At 32.8% G+C, this 18,188-nt stretch carries 20 protein-coding genes, 1 pseudogene and 1 other annotated feature; of the genes and pseudogenes, 3 read left to right on the top strand and 18 right to left on the bottom strand.

Annotated elements, in window-relative coordinates:
* Nucleotides 1-15: 15 nt before the first annotated feature.
* The 16 genes and pseudogenes from queA to LQ675_RS06875 all read right to left on the bottom strand — a co-directional run.
* On the bottom strand, nt 16-1,041 hold the full coding sequence (queA, locus tag LQ675_RS06950) for a tRNA preQ1(34) S-adenosylmethionine ribosyltransferase-isomerase QueA (RefSeq protein ID WP_048539645.1): 1,026 nt from the start codon (nt 1,039-1,041) through the stop codon (nt 16-18).
* Between the two features lie 16 nt (nt 1,042-1,057).
* Nucleotides 1,058-2,038: a Holliday junction branch migration DNA helicase RuvB gene (ruvB, locus tag LQ675_RS06945; RefSeq protein ID WP_481817160.1), complete on the bottom strand. Its 981-nt coding sequence runs from the start codon at nt 2,036-2,038 to the stop codon at nt 1,058-1,060.
* Nucleotides 2,039-2,066: 28 nt separating this feature from the next.
* On the bottom strand, nt 2,067-2,657 hold the full coding sequence (ruvA, locus tag LQ675_RS06940; RefSeq protein WP_048539643.1) for a Holliday junction branch migration protein RuvA: 591 nt from the start codon (nt 2,655-2,657) through the stop codon (nt 2,067-2,069).
* 14 nt (nt 2,658-2,671) lie between these two features.
* On the bottom strand, nt 2,672-3,133 hold the full coding sequence (locus LQ675_RS06935; RefSeq protein ID WP_152291592.1) for an ACT domain-containing protein: 462 nt from the start codon (nt 3,131-3,133) through the stop codon (nt 2,672-2,674).
* A gap of 12 nt (nt 3,134-3,145) precedes the next feature.
* The gene (obgE, locus tag LQ675_RS06930; RefSeq protein WP_048539641.1) at nt 3,146-4,435 is read right to left on the bottom strand and encodes a GTPase ObgE; all 1,290 of its coding nucleotides are present in this window, start codon (nt 4,433-4,435) and stop codon (nt 3,146-3,148) included.
* 2 nt (nt 4,436-4,437) lie between these two features.
* Nucleotides 4,438-4,995: a Spo0B domain-containing protein gene (locus tag LQ675_RS06925; protein ID WP_239727276.1), complete on the bottom strand. Its 558-nt coding sequence runs from the start codon at nt 4,993-4,995 to the stop codon at nt 4,438-4,440.
* Nucleotides 4,996-5,161: 166 nt separating this feature from the next.
* On the bottom strand, nt 5,162-5,446 hold the full coding sequence (rpmA, locus tag LQ675_RS06920; RefSeq protein WP_025904267.1) for a 50S ribosomal protein L27: 285 nt from the start codon (nt 5,444-5,446) through the stop codon (nt 5,162-5,164).
* A gap of 10 nt (nt 5,447-5,456) precedes the next feature.
* Nucleotides 5,457-5,777 carry a ribosomal-processing cysteine protease Prp gene (locus LQ675_RS06915; RefSeq protein ID WP_037588433.1) on the bottom strand — a complete coding sequence of 107 codons (321 nt, stop codon included), beginning with the start codon at nt 5,775-5,777 and terminating at the stop codon, nt 5,457-5,459.
* 3 nt (nt 5,778-5,780) lie between these two features.
* Nucleotides 5,781-6,089 (bottom strand): 50S ribosomal protein L21, encoded by a 309-nt coding sequence (rplU, locus tag LQ675_RS06910; RefSeq protein WP_016911517.1) that lies wholly within the window; start codon nt 6,087-6,089, stop codon nt 5,781-5,783.
* 12 nt (nt 6,090-6,101) lie between these two features.
* Nucleotides 6,102-6,175 (bottom strand) — a sequence feature (ribosomal protein L21 leader region).
* A gap of 59 nt (nt 6,176-6,234) precedes the next feature.
* Entirely contained in the window at nt 6,235-6,738 is a 504-nt protein-coding gene (gene mreD / locus LQ675_RS06905) for a rod shape-determining protein MreD (RefSeq protein WP_048539640.1), read from the bottom strand.
* Nucleotides 6,738-7,595 (bottom strand): rod shape-determining protein MreC, encoded by an 858-nt coding sequence (gene mreC, locus LQ675_RS06900; protein WP_239727273.1) that lies wholly within the window; start codon nt 7,593-7,595, stop codon nt 6,738-6,740. The genes mreD and mreC overlap by 1 nt, the downstream gene beginning before the upstream one ends.
* A gap of 101 nt (nt 7,596-7,696) precedes the next feature.
* Nucleotides 7,697-8,140, bottom strand: a complete 444-nt coding sequence (locus LQ675_RS06895; protein WP_048539638.1) for a DUF4930 family protein — start codon at nt 8,138-8,140, stop codon at nt 7,697-7,699.
* 369 nt (nt 8,141-8,509) lie between these two features.
* On the bottom strand, nt 8,510-10,258 hold the full coding sequence (locus tag LQ675_RS06890) for an ABC transporter ATP-binding protein (protein ID WP_048539637.1): 1,749 nt from the start codon (nt 10,256-10,258) through the stop codon (nt 8,510-8,512).
* Entirely contained in the window at nt 10,255-11,994 is a 1,740-nt protein-coding gene (locus tag LQ675_RS06885; RefSeq protein ID WP_048539636.1) for an ABC transporter ATP-binding protein, read from the bottom strand. Before LQ675_RS06885 ends, LQ675_RS06890 begins: the two co-directional genes overlap by 4 nt.
* 273 nt (nt 11,995-12,267) lie before the next feature.
* Nucleotides 12,268-12,546: a hypothetical protein gene (locus tag LQ675_RS06880; protein WP_048539635.1), complete on the bottom strand. Its 279-nt coding sequence runs from the start codon at nt 12,544-12,546 to the stop codon at nt 12,268-12,270.
* A 44-nt stretch (nt 12,547-12,590) separates the two neighbouring features.
* Nucleotides 12,591-12,767, bottom strand: a pseudogene (locus LQ675_RS06875) (JAB domain-containing protein); the annotation flags it as partial.
* Between the two features lie 438 nt (nt 12,768-13,205).
* Here LQ675_RS06875 and LQ675_RS06870 point away from each other — a divergent pair.
* The 3 genes from LQ675_RS06870 (at nt 13,206) to LQ675_RS06860 (ending at nt 15,624) form a co-directional block, all read left to right on the top strand.
* Nucleotides 13,206-13,349, top strand: coding sequence for a hypothetical protein (locus tag LQ675_RS06870; RefSeq protein ID WP_002360221.1), 144 nt, complete (start codon nt 13,206-13,208; stop codon nt 13,347-13,349).
* 253 nt (nt 13,350-13,602) lie between these two features.
* On the top strand, nt 13,603-15,030 hold the full coding sequence (gene fexA / locus LQ675_RS06865) for a chloramphenicol/florfenicol efflux MFS transporter FexA (RefSeq protein ID WP_015585966.1): 1,428 nt from the start codon (nt 13,603-13,605) through the stop codon (nt 15,028-15,030).
* A 177-nt stretch (nt 15,031-15,207) separates the two neighbouring features.
* A complete protein-coding gene (locus LQ675_RS06860; RefSeq protein WP_000855243.1) occupies nt 15,208-15,624 on the top strand; it encodes an NAD(P)H-dependent oxidoreductase in 417 nt (138 codons plus the stop codon).
* Nucleotides 15,625-15,906: 282 nt separating this feature from the next.
* Here LQ675_RS06860 and LQ675_RS06855 read toward each other — a convergent pair whose 3' ends face one another.
* Entirely contained in the window at nt 15,907-16,272 is a 366-nt protein-coding gene (locus tag LQ675_RS06855) for a DUF6262 family protein (RefSeq protein ID WP_000619629.1), read from the bottom strand.
* A 1-nt stretch (nt 16,273) separates the two neighbouring features.
* Nucleotides 16,274-18,187, bottom strand: a complete 1,914-nt coding sequence (locus tag LQ675_RS06850; protein WP_029658482.1) for a tyrosine-type recombinase/integrase — start codon at nt 18,185-18,187, stop codon at nt 16,274-16,276.
* Nucleotide 18,188: the final 1 nt, after the last annotated feature.

Genomic DNA, 18,188 nt, shown 5'->3' with positions numbered 1-18,188 from the left:
AATGTTGCTCCTTTTCTATATTAAAATCATTGCATCTCCGAAACTAAAAAATCTATACTTTTCTTCAACTGCATGTTTATATGCATTTAAAATATGTTCTCTAGTCGATAGTGCGGATACTAGCATGATGAGAGTTGATTTTGGTAAATGGAAATTGGTAATTAAACCATCTATCGCTTTAAACTCATATCCCGGATAAATAAATATGTCAGTCCAACCACTTTCTTCAACAAATTGGTCATTTTTAGAACGAATTGTCTCTAGTGTTCTTGTAGACGTTGTACCTACAGATATTATTTTATGACCACTTGCTTTTACACAGTTTAATAATTCAGCCGTTTCAGCAGTCATTTGGTAGTATTCTGAGTGCATTTCATGATCATCTATATTATCTACACTGACTGGTCTAAATGTACCCAAACCAACATGTAACGTAATAAATGCAATGTGTACACCTTTATCAGCAATTTCTTGTAATAAATGTTCAGTGAAGTGTAAACCTGCTGTAGGCGCAGCTGCAGACCCAACTGCTTTAGCATAAACTGTTTGATATCTATCTTGGTCGTCTAATCGTTCTTTAATATATGGTGGTAAAGGCATTTCACCAAGCTCATCTAATCTTTCTTGTAAGATACCTTCGTATGAAAGTTTCATAATGCGTCCACCTTGATCAAGTTCTTTGATACAAGTCGCAATGATTTTACCTTCTCCAAATGAAACAGATTGACCAACTCTTATACGTTTAGCTGGTTTAATTAATACTTCCCATTCATTATCTTCTTGTTGCGTTAGCATCAGCATTTCTACTTTTGCACCAGTTTCTTCTTTTAAGCCAAACAATCTTGCTGGCATGACTTTCGTATCATTTAATACTAAACAGTCACCTGGTGAAAGTTGATTGACAACTTCTTTAAACGTTAAATCTTCTAATTCACCTGTAGCTTTATTACATTTTAATAACCTACTGCTCTCTCTATCTAACAGTGGTGTTTGTGCAATTAATGATTCAGGTAAATCAAAATCGAAATCTTCAATATTCACAAACTTTGCCTCTTTCCTAATCCATTTTAATGTCGAAGTGATCATAACTTAAAGCAGTAGCACGACGACCTCTTGGCGTTCTTTCTATAAACCCTTTTTGGATGAGATAAGGTTCATAAACGTCTTCAAGTGTTACACGTTCTTCACCTATCGTGGCTGCTATCGCATCTAATCCAACTGGACCACCTTTATAATTATTCAGGATACAGTGCATAATTTTATAATCTATATGGTCGAGTCCTTCTTCATCTACTTGTAGTAAATCTAAAGCATGCTTTGTAATATCCATAGAAATAGCTTCGTCACCTTCTACTTGAGCAAAGTCACGCACTCTACGTAATAAACGATTGGCTATACGAGGTGTTCCTCTACTACGTTTCGATAATTCAACTGTACTATTTTGATCAATATCTACTTCAAATACTTCAGCAGTACGTTTTATGATTTCTTGCAAACTATTATCATCGTAATATTCTAATCTAAGGTGCACACCAAAACGATCTCTCAAAGGTGCTGAAAGGCTCCCTATACGTGTTGTTGCACCTACTAGCGTAAACGGTGGTAAATCAATTCTAATACTTCTAGCTTCTTCACCTTTACCAACGACGATATCTAAGAAGAAATCTTCCATAGCAGGGTATAACACTTCTTCAACAACTCTGCTTAATCGGTGTATCTCATCAATGAAAAGTACATCCCCAGGTTGTAACGCAGAAAGTATGGCTGCTAAATCGCCAGGCCTTTCAATAGAAGGTCCACTTGCAGTTCTTAAATTAACATTCATCTCATTAGATATAATATGAGCTAAAGTCGTCTTCCCTAAACCAGGTGGACCATAAAGTAAACAATGATCTAAAGGTTCTTCCCTTAACTTAGCCGCTTTAATAAATATATCTAAGTTTGATTTAATATTATTTTGACCAATATATTGATTTAAAGTATCTGGTCTTAATGAAAGTTCACTTTTGAAATCATCTTCGTGTCCATGTTCATCCATTAATCGCTCATCCAAAAAATCACCTCATTTACTGAATAAGTAATGCTAAACCTCTTTTAACACAAGCATCTACTGAATCAAATGATTCTTTTTCTAGGTTCTTCTTAACTTTTGTAATTTCTCGTCTAGAGTAACCTAATGCTTCTAAAGCTAACAATGCTTCTTCTAATACATCTTGACCGGCATCTTTACTTTCTGGGAATAACTCAGACTCTTCAGTGATAACTAATTTCCCTTTTAAATCAAGAATAATTTGTCTTGCTGTTTTTTTACCGATACCAGGAAACTTTGTCAAATATGATTCATTTTCATTTTCTATAGCAATTGCTACTTCATTAGGCGTGCTTGTCGCTAAAATTGCTAATGCTGACTTCGGTCCAATACCTGTTACTTTAATTAAGCTTAAAAACATATCCTTTTCTTCTAGATTCACAAATCCATATAATAATTGGGCATCTTCACGCACAATTAATTGTGTATATACTTGCGTTTCTTTATCTAATTGAGATTGAAAACGATATGAGTTTGGTGTTTGAATTTCATAACCTATACCATTTGCCTCAACTACAATATGAGAAGGATATAATTGTGAAACGATTCCTTTTATATATGCATACATTTAGACAACTTCCTTTACATACTCATTCCGATAACTTCTACTTCATCAACATACGGACTTTCTTTAATTGCATCCATTAACTCTTCTAATGATAACTCAATATTTGCAGCATTAAGAGAAATTGTAATCGTTGCTCTATCCTTTATTGGTAGACTTTGATGAATGGTAAGAACAGAACCATTAACTTCAGCAATTTTATTCAAGACAGTTGCGAGCATACCAACTTCATCTTGCACATATAAAATTAATGTAATATTTTTGGTCTGTTCTTCTAATCTATCAATTGGAAATATTGTATCTTTATATTTATAAAAAGCACTTCTAGATAAATTAAATTCTTTAACTGCATCATAAATCGTTAAATTATTATGTTTTAATAATGCATTTTTAACTTTGATTGTCTTTTGCACTGACTCTGGCAAAACATCTTCTCTGATTAAATAAAACCTTTTTGTTGATTCATTTGATTTTTTCAATTGGAACACGCCCTATTCGACAAATTCAAATTCTCCACCTAAAATTCTTACAATATCACCATTTGATGCACCACGTTCTCTTAAGGCATCATCAATACCCATTGAACGCATTTGTCTTGCAAATCTTCTAACAGCTGCATCACGATTAAAGTCTGTCATTTTGAATAATCTTTCAATCGAATTACCTGATACAACATAGGCACCATCGTCATCTCTCGTAATAACAAAATGATCTCGTGATTTCTCGTGTTTATATACAACACGATGTACACCAGTTTCTTCTTCGACTGAATCGAAGTCCATTCCTTCAGTTTCATCTAATAAATCAGCAATTTGATATAGTAGTTTATCAACGTTATGACGTGTAACTGTACTAATAGGAATAATATTAACATCTTCTTGCAGTTGTTCTTTGAACATTTCTAATTGTGTTTCTGAATCTGGTAAATCCATTTTATTCGCAACGACAATTTGTGGTCTTCTAGAAAGATTTTCATTATATGATTTTAATTCTTGATTAATTGTAACATAATCTTCATATGGGTCTCTGCCTTCCATTCCACTCATATCTATTATATGAACAATTACTCTTGTACGTTCAATATGTCTTAAGAATTGATGACCTAAACCTACACCTTCAGAAGCACCTTCAATTAAACCTGGTAAATCTGCCATTACAAATCCTCTACCATCATTTGTTTGGACAACGCCTAAATTAGGTTTAATTGTCGTAAAGTGATAAGCACCGATTTTTGGTTTTGCTTTGGAAACGATAGATAATAATGTTGATTTACCAACGCTTGGATAACCTACTAAACCTACATCCGCCATAAGTTTAAGTTCTAACATGACTTCAAGTTCTTCACCAGGTTCACCATTTTCACAGAAATCTGGTGCTGGATTACTTGCTGAAGCAAATCTTGAGTTACCTCTACCACCACGGCCACCTTTAGCAACTGTAGCACGTTGACCATGTTCAACAAGGTCAGCTAGAATCTCTTCATTTTCAGCATTTTTAATAATTGTACCAGGTGGTACTTTTAATACTAAGTCGTCTGATCCACGACCATGCATGTTACTACTTTGTCCATTCTCACCTTTATCAGCTTTAAATTTTCTTTGAAATCTAAAGTCTAATAAAGTACGTAAACCTTCATCTACCTCAAATACGACTGAAGCACCTTTACCACCGTCGCCACCTGCTGGTCCACCAAATGGAACATACTTTTCACGACGAAAAGCTACTAAACCGTTTCCGCCATCACCAGCTTTTAACGATATTTTGACCTGATCTATAAACATGTTTACACCTCTATTTCTTTTAAGTTAATAAAAAATTCTAATTCTATATAATTTTGACTTTCTGATAAAATTTCAACGTTATATTTAGAAAATGATTGTTCAATTTGATTAAAGTCCTTATTAGTTGGACTTAAGCAAACAAGCATTGTGACAAATTCTTCTTCTACTGTAAGACTAATATAAATATTTTTTTCATCCATATCGTTAATCACAACAGCTTTCAAATCATTAAATATATTAGTTAAAGTATCATCAGTTCTTTCTAAGTTCTTTTGATAATAATCGATATTTGAGTTATCAATTTCAAATGTCCATTTAGAGCCTGACAAAGATAGTTTGTATTCAAATACATTATGAACAAATTTTCTACACGGTGCATTTAAAAACAACTGTTCTTGCTTGAGATTTTTGTACAATTCATCAATTAATAAATCAACCTCTTCATGTTTTCCTAACTGTTTATATGTATATAACAATTGGAACTGATTCACAAAATCATGTCTAGACTTTAAATACACATCTAAATTATTCATTCCATCACCTTTATTATCGTTATTCATAACACTCATTATAACATTTTCGTATTATGAATAAAAAAAGAAACTGCAATTCTGAATAGCTTCTTTATATATAAACCACACTATGCATTCTTATTTAAATAACTGCCAACATAATGATTGAGGCTGGGACAATTATATATGTCCCAGCCTCATCTAAATATAAAGATTATTCAGCAGCTGCGTATACAGATACTTTCTTTTTGTCACGACCAAAACGTTCGAATTTAACAACGCCGTCGATTTTAGCGAATAATGTATCGTCTCCACCGCGACCTACGTTTTCACCAGCGAAAACTTTAGTTCCACGTTGACGATAAAGAATAGAACCACCAGTAACGAATTGACCGTCAGCACGTTTAGCACCTAAACGTTTTGATTCAGAGTCACGACCGTTCTTTGTAGAACCTACCCCTTTTTTCGATGCGAAAAATTGTAAGTTTAATTTTAACATGAGTTACACCTCACTTGTAATTTAGTTTAATATATTGCCCATATTCTTCTTCGATTGTTTTCAAAGAAACGATAAGGCCTTGTAATAATATTTGCGCTTGTTCATTTTCTAAGTTTACACTACGTATATGAAAATATCCACCGTCGTCACTGTAATCTATATCAGGCGACTCATCAGTTAATCCAATGATAGCATTTGTTGTACCAAAGACAACTGCTGAAGCACCGGCACAGACTAAGTCTTTACCGTATTCACCTGAATCAGCATGTCCAGACATTTCAATATCTGTAACTTGCCCTTCTTGATTCAAACTAACATCTACATTAATCATAAATTATGCGTTGATTTTTTCGATTGTTAATTTAGTGTAAGGTTGACGATGACCTTGTTTACGTTTGTAGTTTTTCTTAGCTTTGTATTTGAATACAGTGATTTTTTTACCGCGTCCTTGTTTTTCAACTTTAGCAGTAACTGAAGCACCTTCAACAACAGGTGATCCAACTTTAACTGAATCTCCACCTACAAATAATACTTGGTCAAATGTGAATGAATCACCTTCATTTACGTCTAATTTCTCAACCCAAATTGTTTGACCTTCTTCTACTTTAACTTGCTTTCCGCCAGTTTCAATTATAGCAAACATACTTGCACCTCCTAATTTTTTAAGTCACGCCATTCATAGGTGACATACGTACTTTAAGACCTATGATCGAGCGGTTGTATGTAGCTAGAAACTACTCAACTTCAATAGATTACCACCTACAGCTATTGATGTCAATATTCTTTCATTAATTCGTATTTCTTTCTAATAATTTTAATACAAATGGGAATATGATGATTAAGCATATCAAATTAAATATGACAGTTGGTATTAATCTAAATAGAATAATTTGACCAATATTAATAGAAACAATACCTAAAAATCCATAAAAAACCATTACCCATATTTCAAGTAATACAACTGATGATATTAAGAGTATAACCATCATTAAAATGTCTCTATAAAATACTTTAAATAGTTTATCCATCATAATTACAAAAGTTGCATACCCAAATGTATAGACACCGTATATACCGCCATAATAAATATCTGTAAAAATACCTGTTACGATTGCTAAAATAATAGCAACTTTAGGATTTTTGTATACAGCAATTATTAGTAAGTACAAAAATGTTAATCGAGGCACGATTATAAATGTCTCATTAAATAAATTTAACGGTGATAAACGTGTTAATAATGAATCTAAATAAAATAATAAGACACCAATTAAAGGAATAACGTAAAATCTCATTATTCCTCACCACTTTCATCAGATGAAGGTATCGTTTCTGGATCACGTTTAGCAACATATACATGGTTTAAGTCTTTAATATTTGTAGATGTCTTAATGTAAGCGACTTTAGATAATCCATATTCATCATTTTCTACTTTTTCTACTTTACCTACTAATATACCTTTAGGAAGTTGGTCACCTAAACCATTTGTTACAACTTTAGAGCCTTTTTTGATGCTGTATTTATTATCGATATCACTAATAACAAGTAAATCTTTATTTTCATCATATCGATTAATCATACCAAAGATATTTTCATCGTCTTGTTGAATATCTACTGAAAGCTTACTCGTTTTAACACTTGTAGATATTAACTCAACTTGTGAAGAAAATTGATTTGCTTTTTTAATTCTACCTACTAAACCTTCACTCGTAATGACAGCCATATTTTCTTTCATGCCGCTCTTTTTACCTTTATCAATGATGACTGTATTCATCCATTGATCCGGACTTCTACCGATTATAGTAGCTGATATTGGATTGAATTGCGAAATATCTTTCATATCCAATTCTTTTTTTAAGGCTTTGTTTTCTTTTTCTAATCTCACTTTATCAGCTTTGATTTGATCTGTACTTTTTACTTCTTCTTTTAATTTATCAACGTCTTCGTCTGAAGTGAAAATTCCAGAGAAGAAGTCAGAAACAAAAGTAACTGGATAAGATACGATTCTTCCACCAAACGATGATGTATCACTCGCATATTGTTCACTAAGCGATGCAGATTGTGCTCTCACTGAATAACCAACAATTACAATTAATAAAACCATAGAAATTAGAAAAATCATTATTTTATTATTTTTAAAAAAATTCGACAATCCAAACACCTCTTAATCTTCAAATGACTCATTAACAATGATATTACTATTTTATCTTACACAGCACTTTAAATAAAGTAAGAGACTGCCGAAATAAAAATTTAATATGCAGTTTTAGGTAATAATTCTATATTTGAGTGCATTGCACTTAAATCATTCATTAAATCTTGCTCTGTTTGATATACGTACATCTTGGGTTCACCAAATTTATACAAGATATACTCTGTTCCTCTTTGCCCTGCAACATAGTTGTCGTCATATCCCATACGTTCTAGTCCTGAAACATCCATGAATTCACTTTTATTAATCCAATTAAATGCTTGTTTAGTTTGACCTAACGGTACATTTTGCAACAATGGATTATCTTCAATTTTATAAGTTGCATTTGCATGTTGTGGAGACATTTCTTCAGTTGTTTGTTCATTACTGTGATCAAACGGGTTTAAATCACTCAATGCTGGTACATTTCTATATACAATAACAATGATAATGACAATTGCTAATAACGCTAATAAATTTCTAATTAATCTAAATAACCATCTCAAAATTATAGACACCTCTCATTCATTTATATTATACGAAAATTGTTTGAATATCATCATCGGGCTTTAGACCTAAACCTTTAATCATTCTGTAGTCTGATGTAATTACTTGCTCTATTCTATATAATGAATTCAAGAGGTGATAAATTTGGAATTAATATATATATTTTTAGCTATCTTGTTTTTAATTATCTTTTTTAGATTTTTCGTTGGACTATTAAGAGTTGTAATAAAATTAGCAATCATCGCTTTAGTTATTTACTTCATATATCAAGGCGTACTTTACTTTATGTGACCGCAATGATGAGTTTAAAAAATATAAAACAATGGCCTGGGAAATTGTATCCCAGGCCATTAGTTTGTTTAACTCGATTAATCTGTTAAAGACTGCATTTGATACATTTTGTAATATTGTCCTTCTAATTTAATTAACTCATCATGATTGCCTTTTTCAATGATGCGTCCTTTATCAAGAACAATAATTTGATCAGCATTCTTAATCGTTGAAAGTCGGTGTGCAATAATAAATGATGTTCTTCCTTTAGACAACACAGTCATTGCTTTTTGTATGATTTCTTCCGTTTCAGAATCAATACTTGAAGTCGCTTCATCTAAAATCAAAATTTCTGGATCAAATGCCAGTGCTCTCGCAAATGATATAATTTGTCGTTGACCAGAACTTAATGTTCGACCTCTTTCTATAACTGGCTCATCAATACCTTTTTTGAAGTGTTCTAACACTCTATCTCCACCTACTGCATTTAAACTTTCAACAGCTTTTTCTCTCGTTACTTTAGGGTCGTCTAATGTAATGTTGGATAAAATAGTCCCTGTATATAAGTATGGGTCTTGTAATACAATGCCCATATGTTTACGCATATCTCTTTTGTCCGTTTTAATGGTCGGTATACCATCAATTTCAATCGTTCCATCAGTAGGATCATAGAATCTGAAAAGTAAATTCATAATAGAACTTTTCCCTGACCCTGTATGTCCAACCAATGCAATTGTTTGTCCTTTATCGACTTCTAAATTGATATTTTCCAATACGTATTCACCTTCATTATAAGCAAACGATACATCGTTAAAATGAACATGACCTTCTATTTTTTCAGGCAACTGAATTTTATGTTCTGGCATCTTTTCTTCAGACACATTCATCATTTCAAATACTCTCACGCAAGAAACTCTTGCTTGTTCTAATTGTCCCAATACATTTAATACACCAAACAAAGGATCAAACAATCTTGTTATATAATTTACAAGAATATATAACGTACCAACTGAAATTGCGACAGAAGAATTTAGAAATTGTGTTCCAAATACGACAATCAACATTAAAAATACAATACTTCTAATCGTACTCAACAAGTTATGTTCTGTCAGCGAATCAAATTGTATGATTTTTTTATAATTGTTTAAATACGCTTGATTCATTTCATCAAAATCATTCATAATTTGTTTTTCTTGTTTAAATGCTTGAATGATATTCATACCATTTATAGATTCATTGATAAGTGCATTCATATCACTATTTTTTTCTCGAATTACATAGTTATATTTACCCGTTACTTTTTTGTACCACAATAACCAAAGTATTACGAAAGGTATTGTAATCAGTGCGATGAGTCCAATTTTTGTATTAATAAAGAATATCGCAATAATGACACCTATCATCGTGATAAAAGCCGAAATAAAGTTTGGTAATATAACAGTGAATAGTTCGAGTATCATTTGTGTATCATTCGTGATTCTTGCTACTACTTTTCCTGCTGGTAAATTATCAAAGTATTTTATCGGTAACTTTTGTACGTGTTCAAAAAGTTTAATTCTTAACTCTTTAATAACATCTGAGCCAGCACGTTGAAGAACGAGTGTTTGAAAATAACTTAATATCGCATGAATGAGTGACACTACAAAAAACAAACTCAATAATAGTAGCACTGGTCGTAGTTGTATAATTTGTGAAGCAGATGTTTTAACATAATGATCAATAATATACATCGCAACCAATGGCCCTAATAATTCGAATCCCACTGCTCCAATTAAAATAACAATACCAATGATGAATCTTTTCTTATATTTACTAACAAATGGAAAGAGTTGATTTACAATACTCACTTGCTATACACCTCCTTCAACCGTTGTCTTTCAAATTGAGATTTGTACCAACCATTCTTTTGAAGTAATTGGTCATGCGTACCTGACTCTGTTATTTCTCCATGGTCCATTACAACAATTTGATTAGCATGTTTAACACCAGATAATCGATGTGTCGCAATAATAGTTGTTTTGCCTTGTCTATATTTTTGTATATTTTGTATAATTTTCTTTTCTGTTTTTGCATCAACAGCAGATAGTGCATCGTCTAAAATTAATATTTTAGGATCCATAATCAATGCTCTAGCAATTGCTATTCTTTGCTTTTGACCTCCAGAAATTGCTATGCCTTTTTCTCCTACTAATGTTTCTAAACCTTGTGGTAAACGTTCGATATCTTTTTCAAAGTATGCTAATTTGATTGCTTCTTTGATATCATTATCAGTAGCATCTGATTTACCAAATCTAATGTTATCTCTAATAGATCTAGAGAATAAAATGTTTTCTTGAGATACATAACCAATTAAACTTCTTAAATCACTTTTTGAAATTTGATTAATATTAGTATCTCCAAGTACGATTTCTCCATCACCAGTAGGATATTCTTTCAAAATTTGTTTGATTAACGTTGTCTTACCAGAACCAGTTGCACCGACAATACCTAAAGTTTCACCTTTACCTAGTATGATATTGATGTTGTTCAAGTTAATGGATTCACTCGATGGATATTTAAACACAACAGAATTCATACCTATATCATGTGAAGGCATGCCTTTATTTTCTACATCAAGTACTGTTTCCGCTTCATTTAACGTTTCTTCAACACGATCTATAGACGCATTACCTCTTTGCATGATATTAATCAAAATGCCAACTGAAAACATTGGCCATACGAGCATATTTAAATATACGGTGAATGAAATCAGACCACCAATTGTCATTTCACCACTGTTAACAAGAAAAGCTCCATAACCTATTCCGATAACTTGACTCATAGCAGTGATAATAATCGTTATTGGTTGAAAAAACGCATCCATTTTTTCAACATTCATAAATTTTTCTACGACACTTTCAGTCATATTTTTGAAATCTTTGTTGAGTTTATCTTCTTGTACATACGCTCTTGTAACACGTACACCTTCAATAGACTCAAGAACACTGTCATTCATATCACCAAACGATTTTTGTGAAACTAAATAGCGTTTATGAATTCTTTTACCTAATTCAATTTCTAATATGGCTAGTAAAGGTAATGGAATCAGTGCAAATAGTGTAAGCTTCCATGATACTGTAATACCCATCGTTAATATTATCGTTCCCATAAATGTTGTAGAATCAATTAAAGTTAAAATCCCTATCCCTGCAGTATTTCTAATTTGATTCAAATCGTTTGTAGACTTTGCCATCAAATCTCCAGTTCGATTTTTCTCAAAAAATGTTGGACTCATTGATAAAAATTTTTGCATCAGTTTACGTCTCATAATTGATTCAAGTATTTGAGAACCTGAAAAAATTAAAGTTCTCCAAATATAATTCACAATATAAGACAAAATTAATACAATTATAAAAATAATCACTAATTGATGATATATTTGTTCAGTTAAAGAACGGTCACTTATCTTATCTATAGTCTGCCCTACTATCCAAGGTGGCAGTACTTCTACAACGTTCGCAATTAATAACAGAATAATTGCAATCGAATATCTCTTCCAATGATCTTTAAAAAACCACATTAACTTTTTAATTGCTTGAAACATGTTGTCCCCCCTTAACCCCTATCATTAAACACAAAAAAGCACACGCATCCTTAAAGAAAGCGTGTGCTTAAATTACATTCTAAAGGAAGTGAATATACTACTCCCTAATGCTTCATATTTAACGTAGGGGTAGTGATGTATGATGTTGTTTGTTTATAAAATCTTCTTCTGATGTTTCTCATAAGTCACTACCTCCTCTCTCATAAATTTAAGTTAATGATAGCCTTTTCAAAAATTAATGTCAATATAATATCCGAAAATTTACAATTTTATTTATTTGTTTAATATTTTGTTTAAAATGAATAATGTAATTGAAACGAGAATACCCCAAGCAATTCCTGCAACAATTGAACCAAGTATTAAATTAATTGAAAGTGCAGAACCGTCTTTAGTTAAAGTAAGAATAATGGAAGCTAAGAATACACCAATGATGCCTAACACCAACGTGATGCCATAGTCTTTTCTAACAATTGGTCGCTTTTTCTTACGTTGAAATAAAGAAATAATAAATAGTAACGGTAATACGACAAATAAGAACGTTATGATTTGCAAAATAAAAACTCCTGACTCATTTTTAATTACATTATAACATTGAATCATTCAGTTATATTATTAATTTCTAAGTCTTCACGCATGATATAGTCATTTTCAAATATGCTAATAAATTCTCCATCACCAATGATAATATGATCTAATAAATCGATACCCATTAAATCACAACAATATAATATTCGCTTTGTCGTTTTAATATCTTCTAATGATGGTGTTACATCTTATCAAGAGTAAATTACTAAAAATCCATTAACATCAATGTTTTTACTTTAAGAACATATATTTAACGTGTTAAATCAAATGAAAAAATACAATGTAATTATTAGATGACAATTGATTACGGTCAGAAGAATGTACCACAAATAAAAAAACTAATTCCTTTTTATTTTATCGAGGAATTAAGCTTTTGACCTGCAACAATCACGCCCAATTTCGGAATATCTATAATATGATTTCGATCTTAAATTATCTACTTTAACTGACGCTACCTGCTCGTTAAAGAAGACCTATTTAAAAAAGTTTATACTGCACCTGCCTTTATTATGTAAGTAAAAGTAGTAAAGCTTTAAATTGGTTTTCAAAAAAGTAGGGTTGATTATTTCTTTTTCATCAATTATTATTGTGTTATTATCACAATATGAGAAAGGAGGCAAAAAGTAATGGGAATTGATTTCATTAATGTCGAGTTTAGAAAGCATGTAAAAGTTTCAGGGGATTTAGGTACAACGGGATCAGTATGTCCTTTTTCACAAAAACAAAAAATGGAAACACTACCGGAAAACTTTTTGCCTCCTTTTATATAATGGGCAAAAATTTATGAATCTATTGCATTTGTAAAAATGCATACGAATGATTAGGCACCGGTTGTTAAACTGGTGCCTTTTTTTTGTTTGATCAGTTCAGTTAGTTTGGAGAACCGAATCTTTAATCATGCTGTAGAAATATGGTGAGTTCGTTGATTTGGTTTTACAATATAAATAGATATGAGGTGAGGTTTATGGTGAAAGCAGTGGATTTAGCCTCCTAAAATCACAATATATTTTAGGAGGAAATAAAATGAAAAAGGATAGTAAATCTAAAGAAATGATTCAATCTGAAAAAAGGGGTTCTACTAGGCTTTTAATGATGGTACTCTCCCTATCTGTACTTGTAGGTGCAATTACGGCTGATTTAGTCAATCCCGTACTTCCACTAATAAGCAAAGATTTAGAAGCTTCGAAATCTCAAGTGAGTTGGATAGTTAGTGGTATTGCACTTGTTCTTGCGATTGGAGTTCCGATTTATGGTCGAATCTCAGACTTTTTTGAGTTACGAAAGCTATATATCTTTGCCATTATGATTCTGGCAAGTGGTAGTCTTTTATGTGCAATTGCCCCGAACCTCCCATTGTTGGTTTTGGGAAGAATGGTTCAGGGTGCTGGGATGTCCGCAATTCCAGTTCTATCAATCATTGCAATTTCGAAGGTTTTCCCACAAGGAAAACGTGGGGGAGCTTTGGGAATTATCGCAGGAAGTATTGGTGTTGGAACTGCTGCTGGTCCAATATTTGGTGGAGTAGTTGGTCAATATTTAGGGTGGAATGCCTTGTTTTGGTTCACATTTTTGTTAGCCATTATGATTGTTATTGGTGCCTACTACGCGTTACCGACAATTAAACCGGCAGAATCCGTAGGAAGCAATAAGAACTTTGATTTCATTGGTGGTTTATTCCTCGGCCTCACAGTAGGATTACTCCTTTTTGGCATCACTCAAGGAGAAACTTCTGGTTTTTCTTCGTTCTCATCGTTAACTAGCCTAATTGGTTCTGTTGTAGCTTTGGTGGGATTTATTTGGAGAATTGTTACCGCAGAAAATCCATTTGTACCACCTGTCCTGTTCAATAACAAGGATTATGTCAATACGGTCATAATTGCATTTTTTTCGATGTTTGCTTATTTCGCTGTTCTTGTGTTCGTCCCATTACTAGTCGTTGAGGTGAATGGACTCTCTTCTGGACAGGCTGGAATGATATTGTTGCCAGGTGGTGTGGCTGTTGCAATCTTATCTCCCTTCGTTGGCCGTCTTTCTGATCGATTTGGGGATAAACGTCTGATAATTACTGGGATGACTCTGATGGGGCTGTCTACCTTATTCTTGTCCACCTATGCATCTGGTGCTTCACCTCTGTTAGTTTCCGTGGGGGTCCTCGGAGTAGGGATTGCTTTTGCATTCACGAATTCTCCCGCAAATAACGCCGCAGTAAGTGCACTCGATGCAGACAAGGTTGGTGTCGGAATGGGGATTTTCCAAGGTGCTTTGTACCTTGGAGCAGGAACTGGAGCAGGTATGATTGGAGCATTATTATCCGCTCGACGTGATGCTACTGAGCCGATAAATCCATTATATATATTGGACGCTATGTCCTACTCAGATGCGTTCCTTGCAGCTACAGGGGCAATACTCATTGCCTTAATAGCTGGATTAGGTTTAAAAAAGCGTGGGTAATAACTTAGTTATGTAAAGATTAGTTATTGTTTAGTTCATCTTCTATAGTTTAAGCTGTAAATAAATAGCTTAGGAATCACGCAAATTTGAATTTCTTAGAATAGAATACTTTTAAGTAACTCAACTTTCGTACACTGTTTTATTGGTGCGAAAGTTGAGTATGTTAAGGATGAAACAATGAAAACATTGGTGATCGTTTCTCACCCAGATATGCCAAATTCTCGAATCAATAAAGTTTGGGTAGAAAAAGCAGCGTCTTATTCAAACGAAATTACCATTCATGATCTTTATAGAGAGTATCCTGATTTTATTATAAATGTAAAAAGAGAGCAGGAATTAGTTGAAAATCATGATAATATTATTTTTCAATTTCCATTATATTGGTATAGTTCTCCTTCATTATTAAAAAAATGGATCGATGAAGTGATTATATATGGATGGGCTTACGGATCAAAGGGTAAAAGAATATTTTATAATCGAAAATTAGGATTAGCTATATCAGCTGGCGTAAAAAAAGGTGAATTTACAAGTATGGGTAAAAACAAGCATACATTAACCCAGATGTTAACACCATTCAAATCTTTATGTGCATAGATTCATGCTGAATATGTACCAGAGTTTGTACTTTACGGTGCTAATTCGGATATGAAGGGCGAAGAGATACAGAAAAGTGCTAATGAGTATTTGCAATATATTAAAAAGTATTATTTAAGAGCATAAAACACTTCTGCGATCATGCCAACAATACTAGAAGAAAGCCCATTTCCCCTTAACACATTTAGGGAAATGGGCTATTGAAGTTATTGAAGGTTTTAGCGATTTCATTTTAGGTAGCCAATTCAAAGTGCCCAATAAATTCCAAGAAACACAAATCTGCTAAAACAGCTTGCCATGTAATTTTTGAACTTGATCCTTTAACCGTTCATTCTCTTCTTCTAACGCCTTTATACGGCTTTTTAAGGTTTTTATTAATACGTCCTCTGAACGAGGGCTTTTACTAGGTTTACGGGGGGTTAACTCACTTATCTGCATCCCTCTTAATGTCTCCACTCTAGTTCTAATATCTTTTTGTTTGTAAAGCCATGACTTTGAAACATTTGCTTTTTGTGCAACGGAATTAAAATTAATCTTCTCTTCTTTCAATGCCATCTCTGAAATTGTCTTTTCAACCCTAATTCTTGTTTTCTCCGACTTGTCTTTAGCTAGCTGAACTATGGCAGTTGTGTTACCTTTTCTAATCATTTTAATTCGTCTCCTTTAACGAATGAATAATCTGTTCTAATCTATTTTTAACACGTTCATTGGTTTCAACCTGACGCTGCCATTGGTTTTGTTTAGCCCTATTTAGTATTTCTTTAGTTCGCTCTAAGTGCTCTTCATGTTCAGTAAGAAATTGTTTACTTGTACAGAAATTCGTACAATCTAAACATGCATTTGCGTGAGGACATGGTCCTGCAATTACTGGTAACCGACAATAGCCATTAGGAAGTGCCTGTGCATTGATATTCTTTTTAAACCATTGAAGATCTGTATTGTCAGCTTCAGTATTTTCCTCACTTAAATCCAGAATGCTACCGTTATTCGTTACTAAGGTTTCCTTAAATTTCGTAAATTCCTTCTTTAGGGTTTCATCAAAAATATGTGCATATCTTGCCGTCATTTCCGGTGATTCGTGACCCAAGAACTTCTGGACAATATGTTGTGGCACTCCGTTATTTATCATTCTAGTGCCAACTGTATGCCGAAAGGCATGAGCATGAAAACGAAAAATTTCTCCGTTGCTGTCCGTTATCTTTTCTTCATAAGCTAGTTCATTTAATTTAACCCTAAAGGTATCTTGTTTCAATGGTGAGCAATCTTTTCGGGGAAACACATATACACATCCATCATCGAGTTCATCAGCCACCCTTTGCTCTTGAACTAATATCAATGCAGCAATTTCTTTAGAAATAGGAATGATATGCTCTTTCTTCATTTTCCACTGATAATACTTTAAAAAGCAATCCCCTTCTTTATCGGTTATGACGCTCCCTTTTTTCAATGTACAAAGTTCACTGATACGCATCCCGCATTCTTGAAGTACCATAACCATTGTAGCAATATAAGGTTCCAATTTATCTAATTTCCCATTTAATTGTTCAAGTATATGTTCATCAATATAACGTGGTAGTGCCTTCGGCACTTTAGGGTAATCTTCTTGAAAGATAAGGATCTTAGAAGGTGTATCCTTCCAGTCATATCTTTGAATTGTAGTAAAAAAAACGTCTAAAGTAGATATTCGTCCAGTTACAGTACTGGGTTTTAAACCTTTTAAATTAATATAATTAAAATATTGCTCAATTTCATTTCTAGTTAATTGATGAATCCTTTGTATACCTTCACAATTTTTGTTCATGAAATTAAAAAATTCTTTTAATTTTGAAGCTATATCTACTACGTGAGAAAAGCTAGCTGTGTTTAACATTAGTTTACAATATCGCTTAACTATTTCTTTAAAATAATTATTCTTAAAACCCTTAAAGTTGATCGTATATTCGTAGGATGTTGGGTTTACCTTATCTTCCGGTAATGATAATTTTCTTCGATTCCAAACATCTTTTTCCCATTCTTCCCCATCAAAATAGAAGTCCTCATAGAATTCCATAAACTGCTTAAGATGAGTAACGTAATAGGAATTCGCATGTACAGTAACTTTCTGCTGATTTACATCAAGTTTGTAATTAGTAGTCGTAGTTTTTACTTTTTGTTCTGTTAAGTAGGTCCGGTATTCTGTCAAAGCTTTTTTTATAGGCACTTCGGTTATCGATGTAATATTAGGATATTTTAAATTTAAAAATCCCATCATCCGGCTTATCACTGTTCCCTTTCTAATCCAAACGGATTTTGCATTCCAAGCTCCATTATTCAAGTGAAGGTAATAAAAATATTTTAATTCTGTTTTCAACCAGACATTTTCCACCTTATCGAAATTTACCCAACGATTTCTTAGTGACGGATTCTTACTTAACTCAATTGCACTAGGATGCGGACAAATTCTTATATCCCATCTATCTGCTGCCCAATAACCTTTTAAAACACTTGTCATATTAGCTATTTTTTTATTAATCTCTGTACTAGCGATAAGCTTTCGATTAGTTGCTACACTTGGAAATTTCATT

Origin of the sequence: Mammaliicoccus sp. D-M19 (assembly GCF_022386695.1) — a bacterium.
Classification (GTDB): Bacteria; Bacillota; Bacilli; order Staphylococcales; family Staphylococcaceae; genus Mammaliicoccus; species Mammaliicoccus sciuri.
Note: the sequence above shows the minus strand (reverse complement) of the source record. Positions and strands in the feature narration are given on the sequence as shown.

Coding starts and splice junctions, on each gene's coding strand:
- ruvB (WP_481817160.1), bottom strand. CDS start 2,038: ATGGATGAACATGGACACGAAGATGATTTCAAAAGTGAACTTTCATTA.
- ruvA (WP_048539643.1), bottom strand. CDS start 2,657: ATGTATGCATATATAAAAGGAATCGTTTCACAATTATATCCTTCTCAT.
- obgE (WP_048539641.1), bottom strand. CDS start 4,435: ATGTTTATAGATCAGGTCAAAATATCGTTAAAAGCTGGTGATGGCGGA.
- LQ675_RS06925 (WP_239727276.1), bottom strand. CDS start 4,995: ATGAATAACGATAATAAAGGTGATGGAATGAATAATTTAGATGTGTAT.
- rpmA (WP_025904267.1), bottom strand. CDS start 5,446: ATGTTAAAATTAAACTTACAATTTTTCGCATCGAAAAAAGGGGTAGGT.
- LQ675_RS06915 (WP_037588433.1), bottom strand. CDS start 5,777: ATGATTAATGTAGATGTTAGTTTGAATCAAGAAGGGCAAGTTACAGAT.
- rplU (WP_016911517.1), bottom strand. CDS start 6,089: ATGTTTGCTATAATTGAAACTGGCGGAAAGCAAGTTAAAGTAGAAGAA.
- mreD (WP_048539640.1), bottom strand. CDS start 6,738: ATGAGATTTTACGTTATTCCTTTAATTGGTGTCTTATTATTTTATTTA.
- LQ675_RS06885 (WP_048539636.1), bottom strand. CDS start 11,994: ATGTTTCAAGCAATTAAAAAGTTAATGTGGTTTTTTAAAGATCATTGG.
- LQ675_RS06870 (WP_002360221.1), top strand. CDS start 13,206: ATGGGAATTGATTTCATTAATGTCGAGTTTAGAAAGCATGTAAAAGTT.
- fexA (WP_015585966.1), top strand. CDS start 13,603: ATGAAAAAGGATAGTAAATCTAAAGAAATGATTCAATCTGAAAAAAGG.
- LQ675_RS06860 (WP_000855243.1), top strand. CDS start 15,208: ATGAAAACATTGGTGATCGTTTCTCACCCAGATATGCCAAATTCTCGA.
- LQ675_RS06855 (WP_000619629.1), bottom strand. CDS start 16,272: ATGATTAGAAAAGGTAACACAACTGCCATAGTTCAGCTAGCTAAAGAC.
- LQ675_RS06850 (WP_029658482.1), bottom strand. CDS start 18,187: ATGAAATTTCCAAGTGTAGCAACTAATCGAAAGCTTATCGCTAGTACA.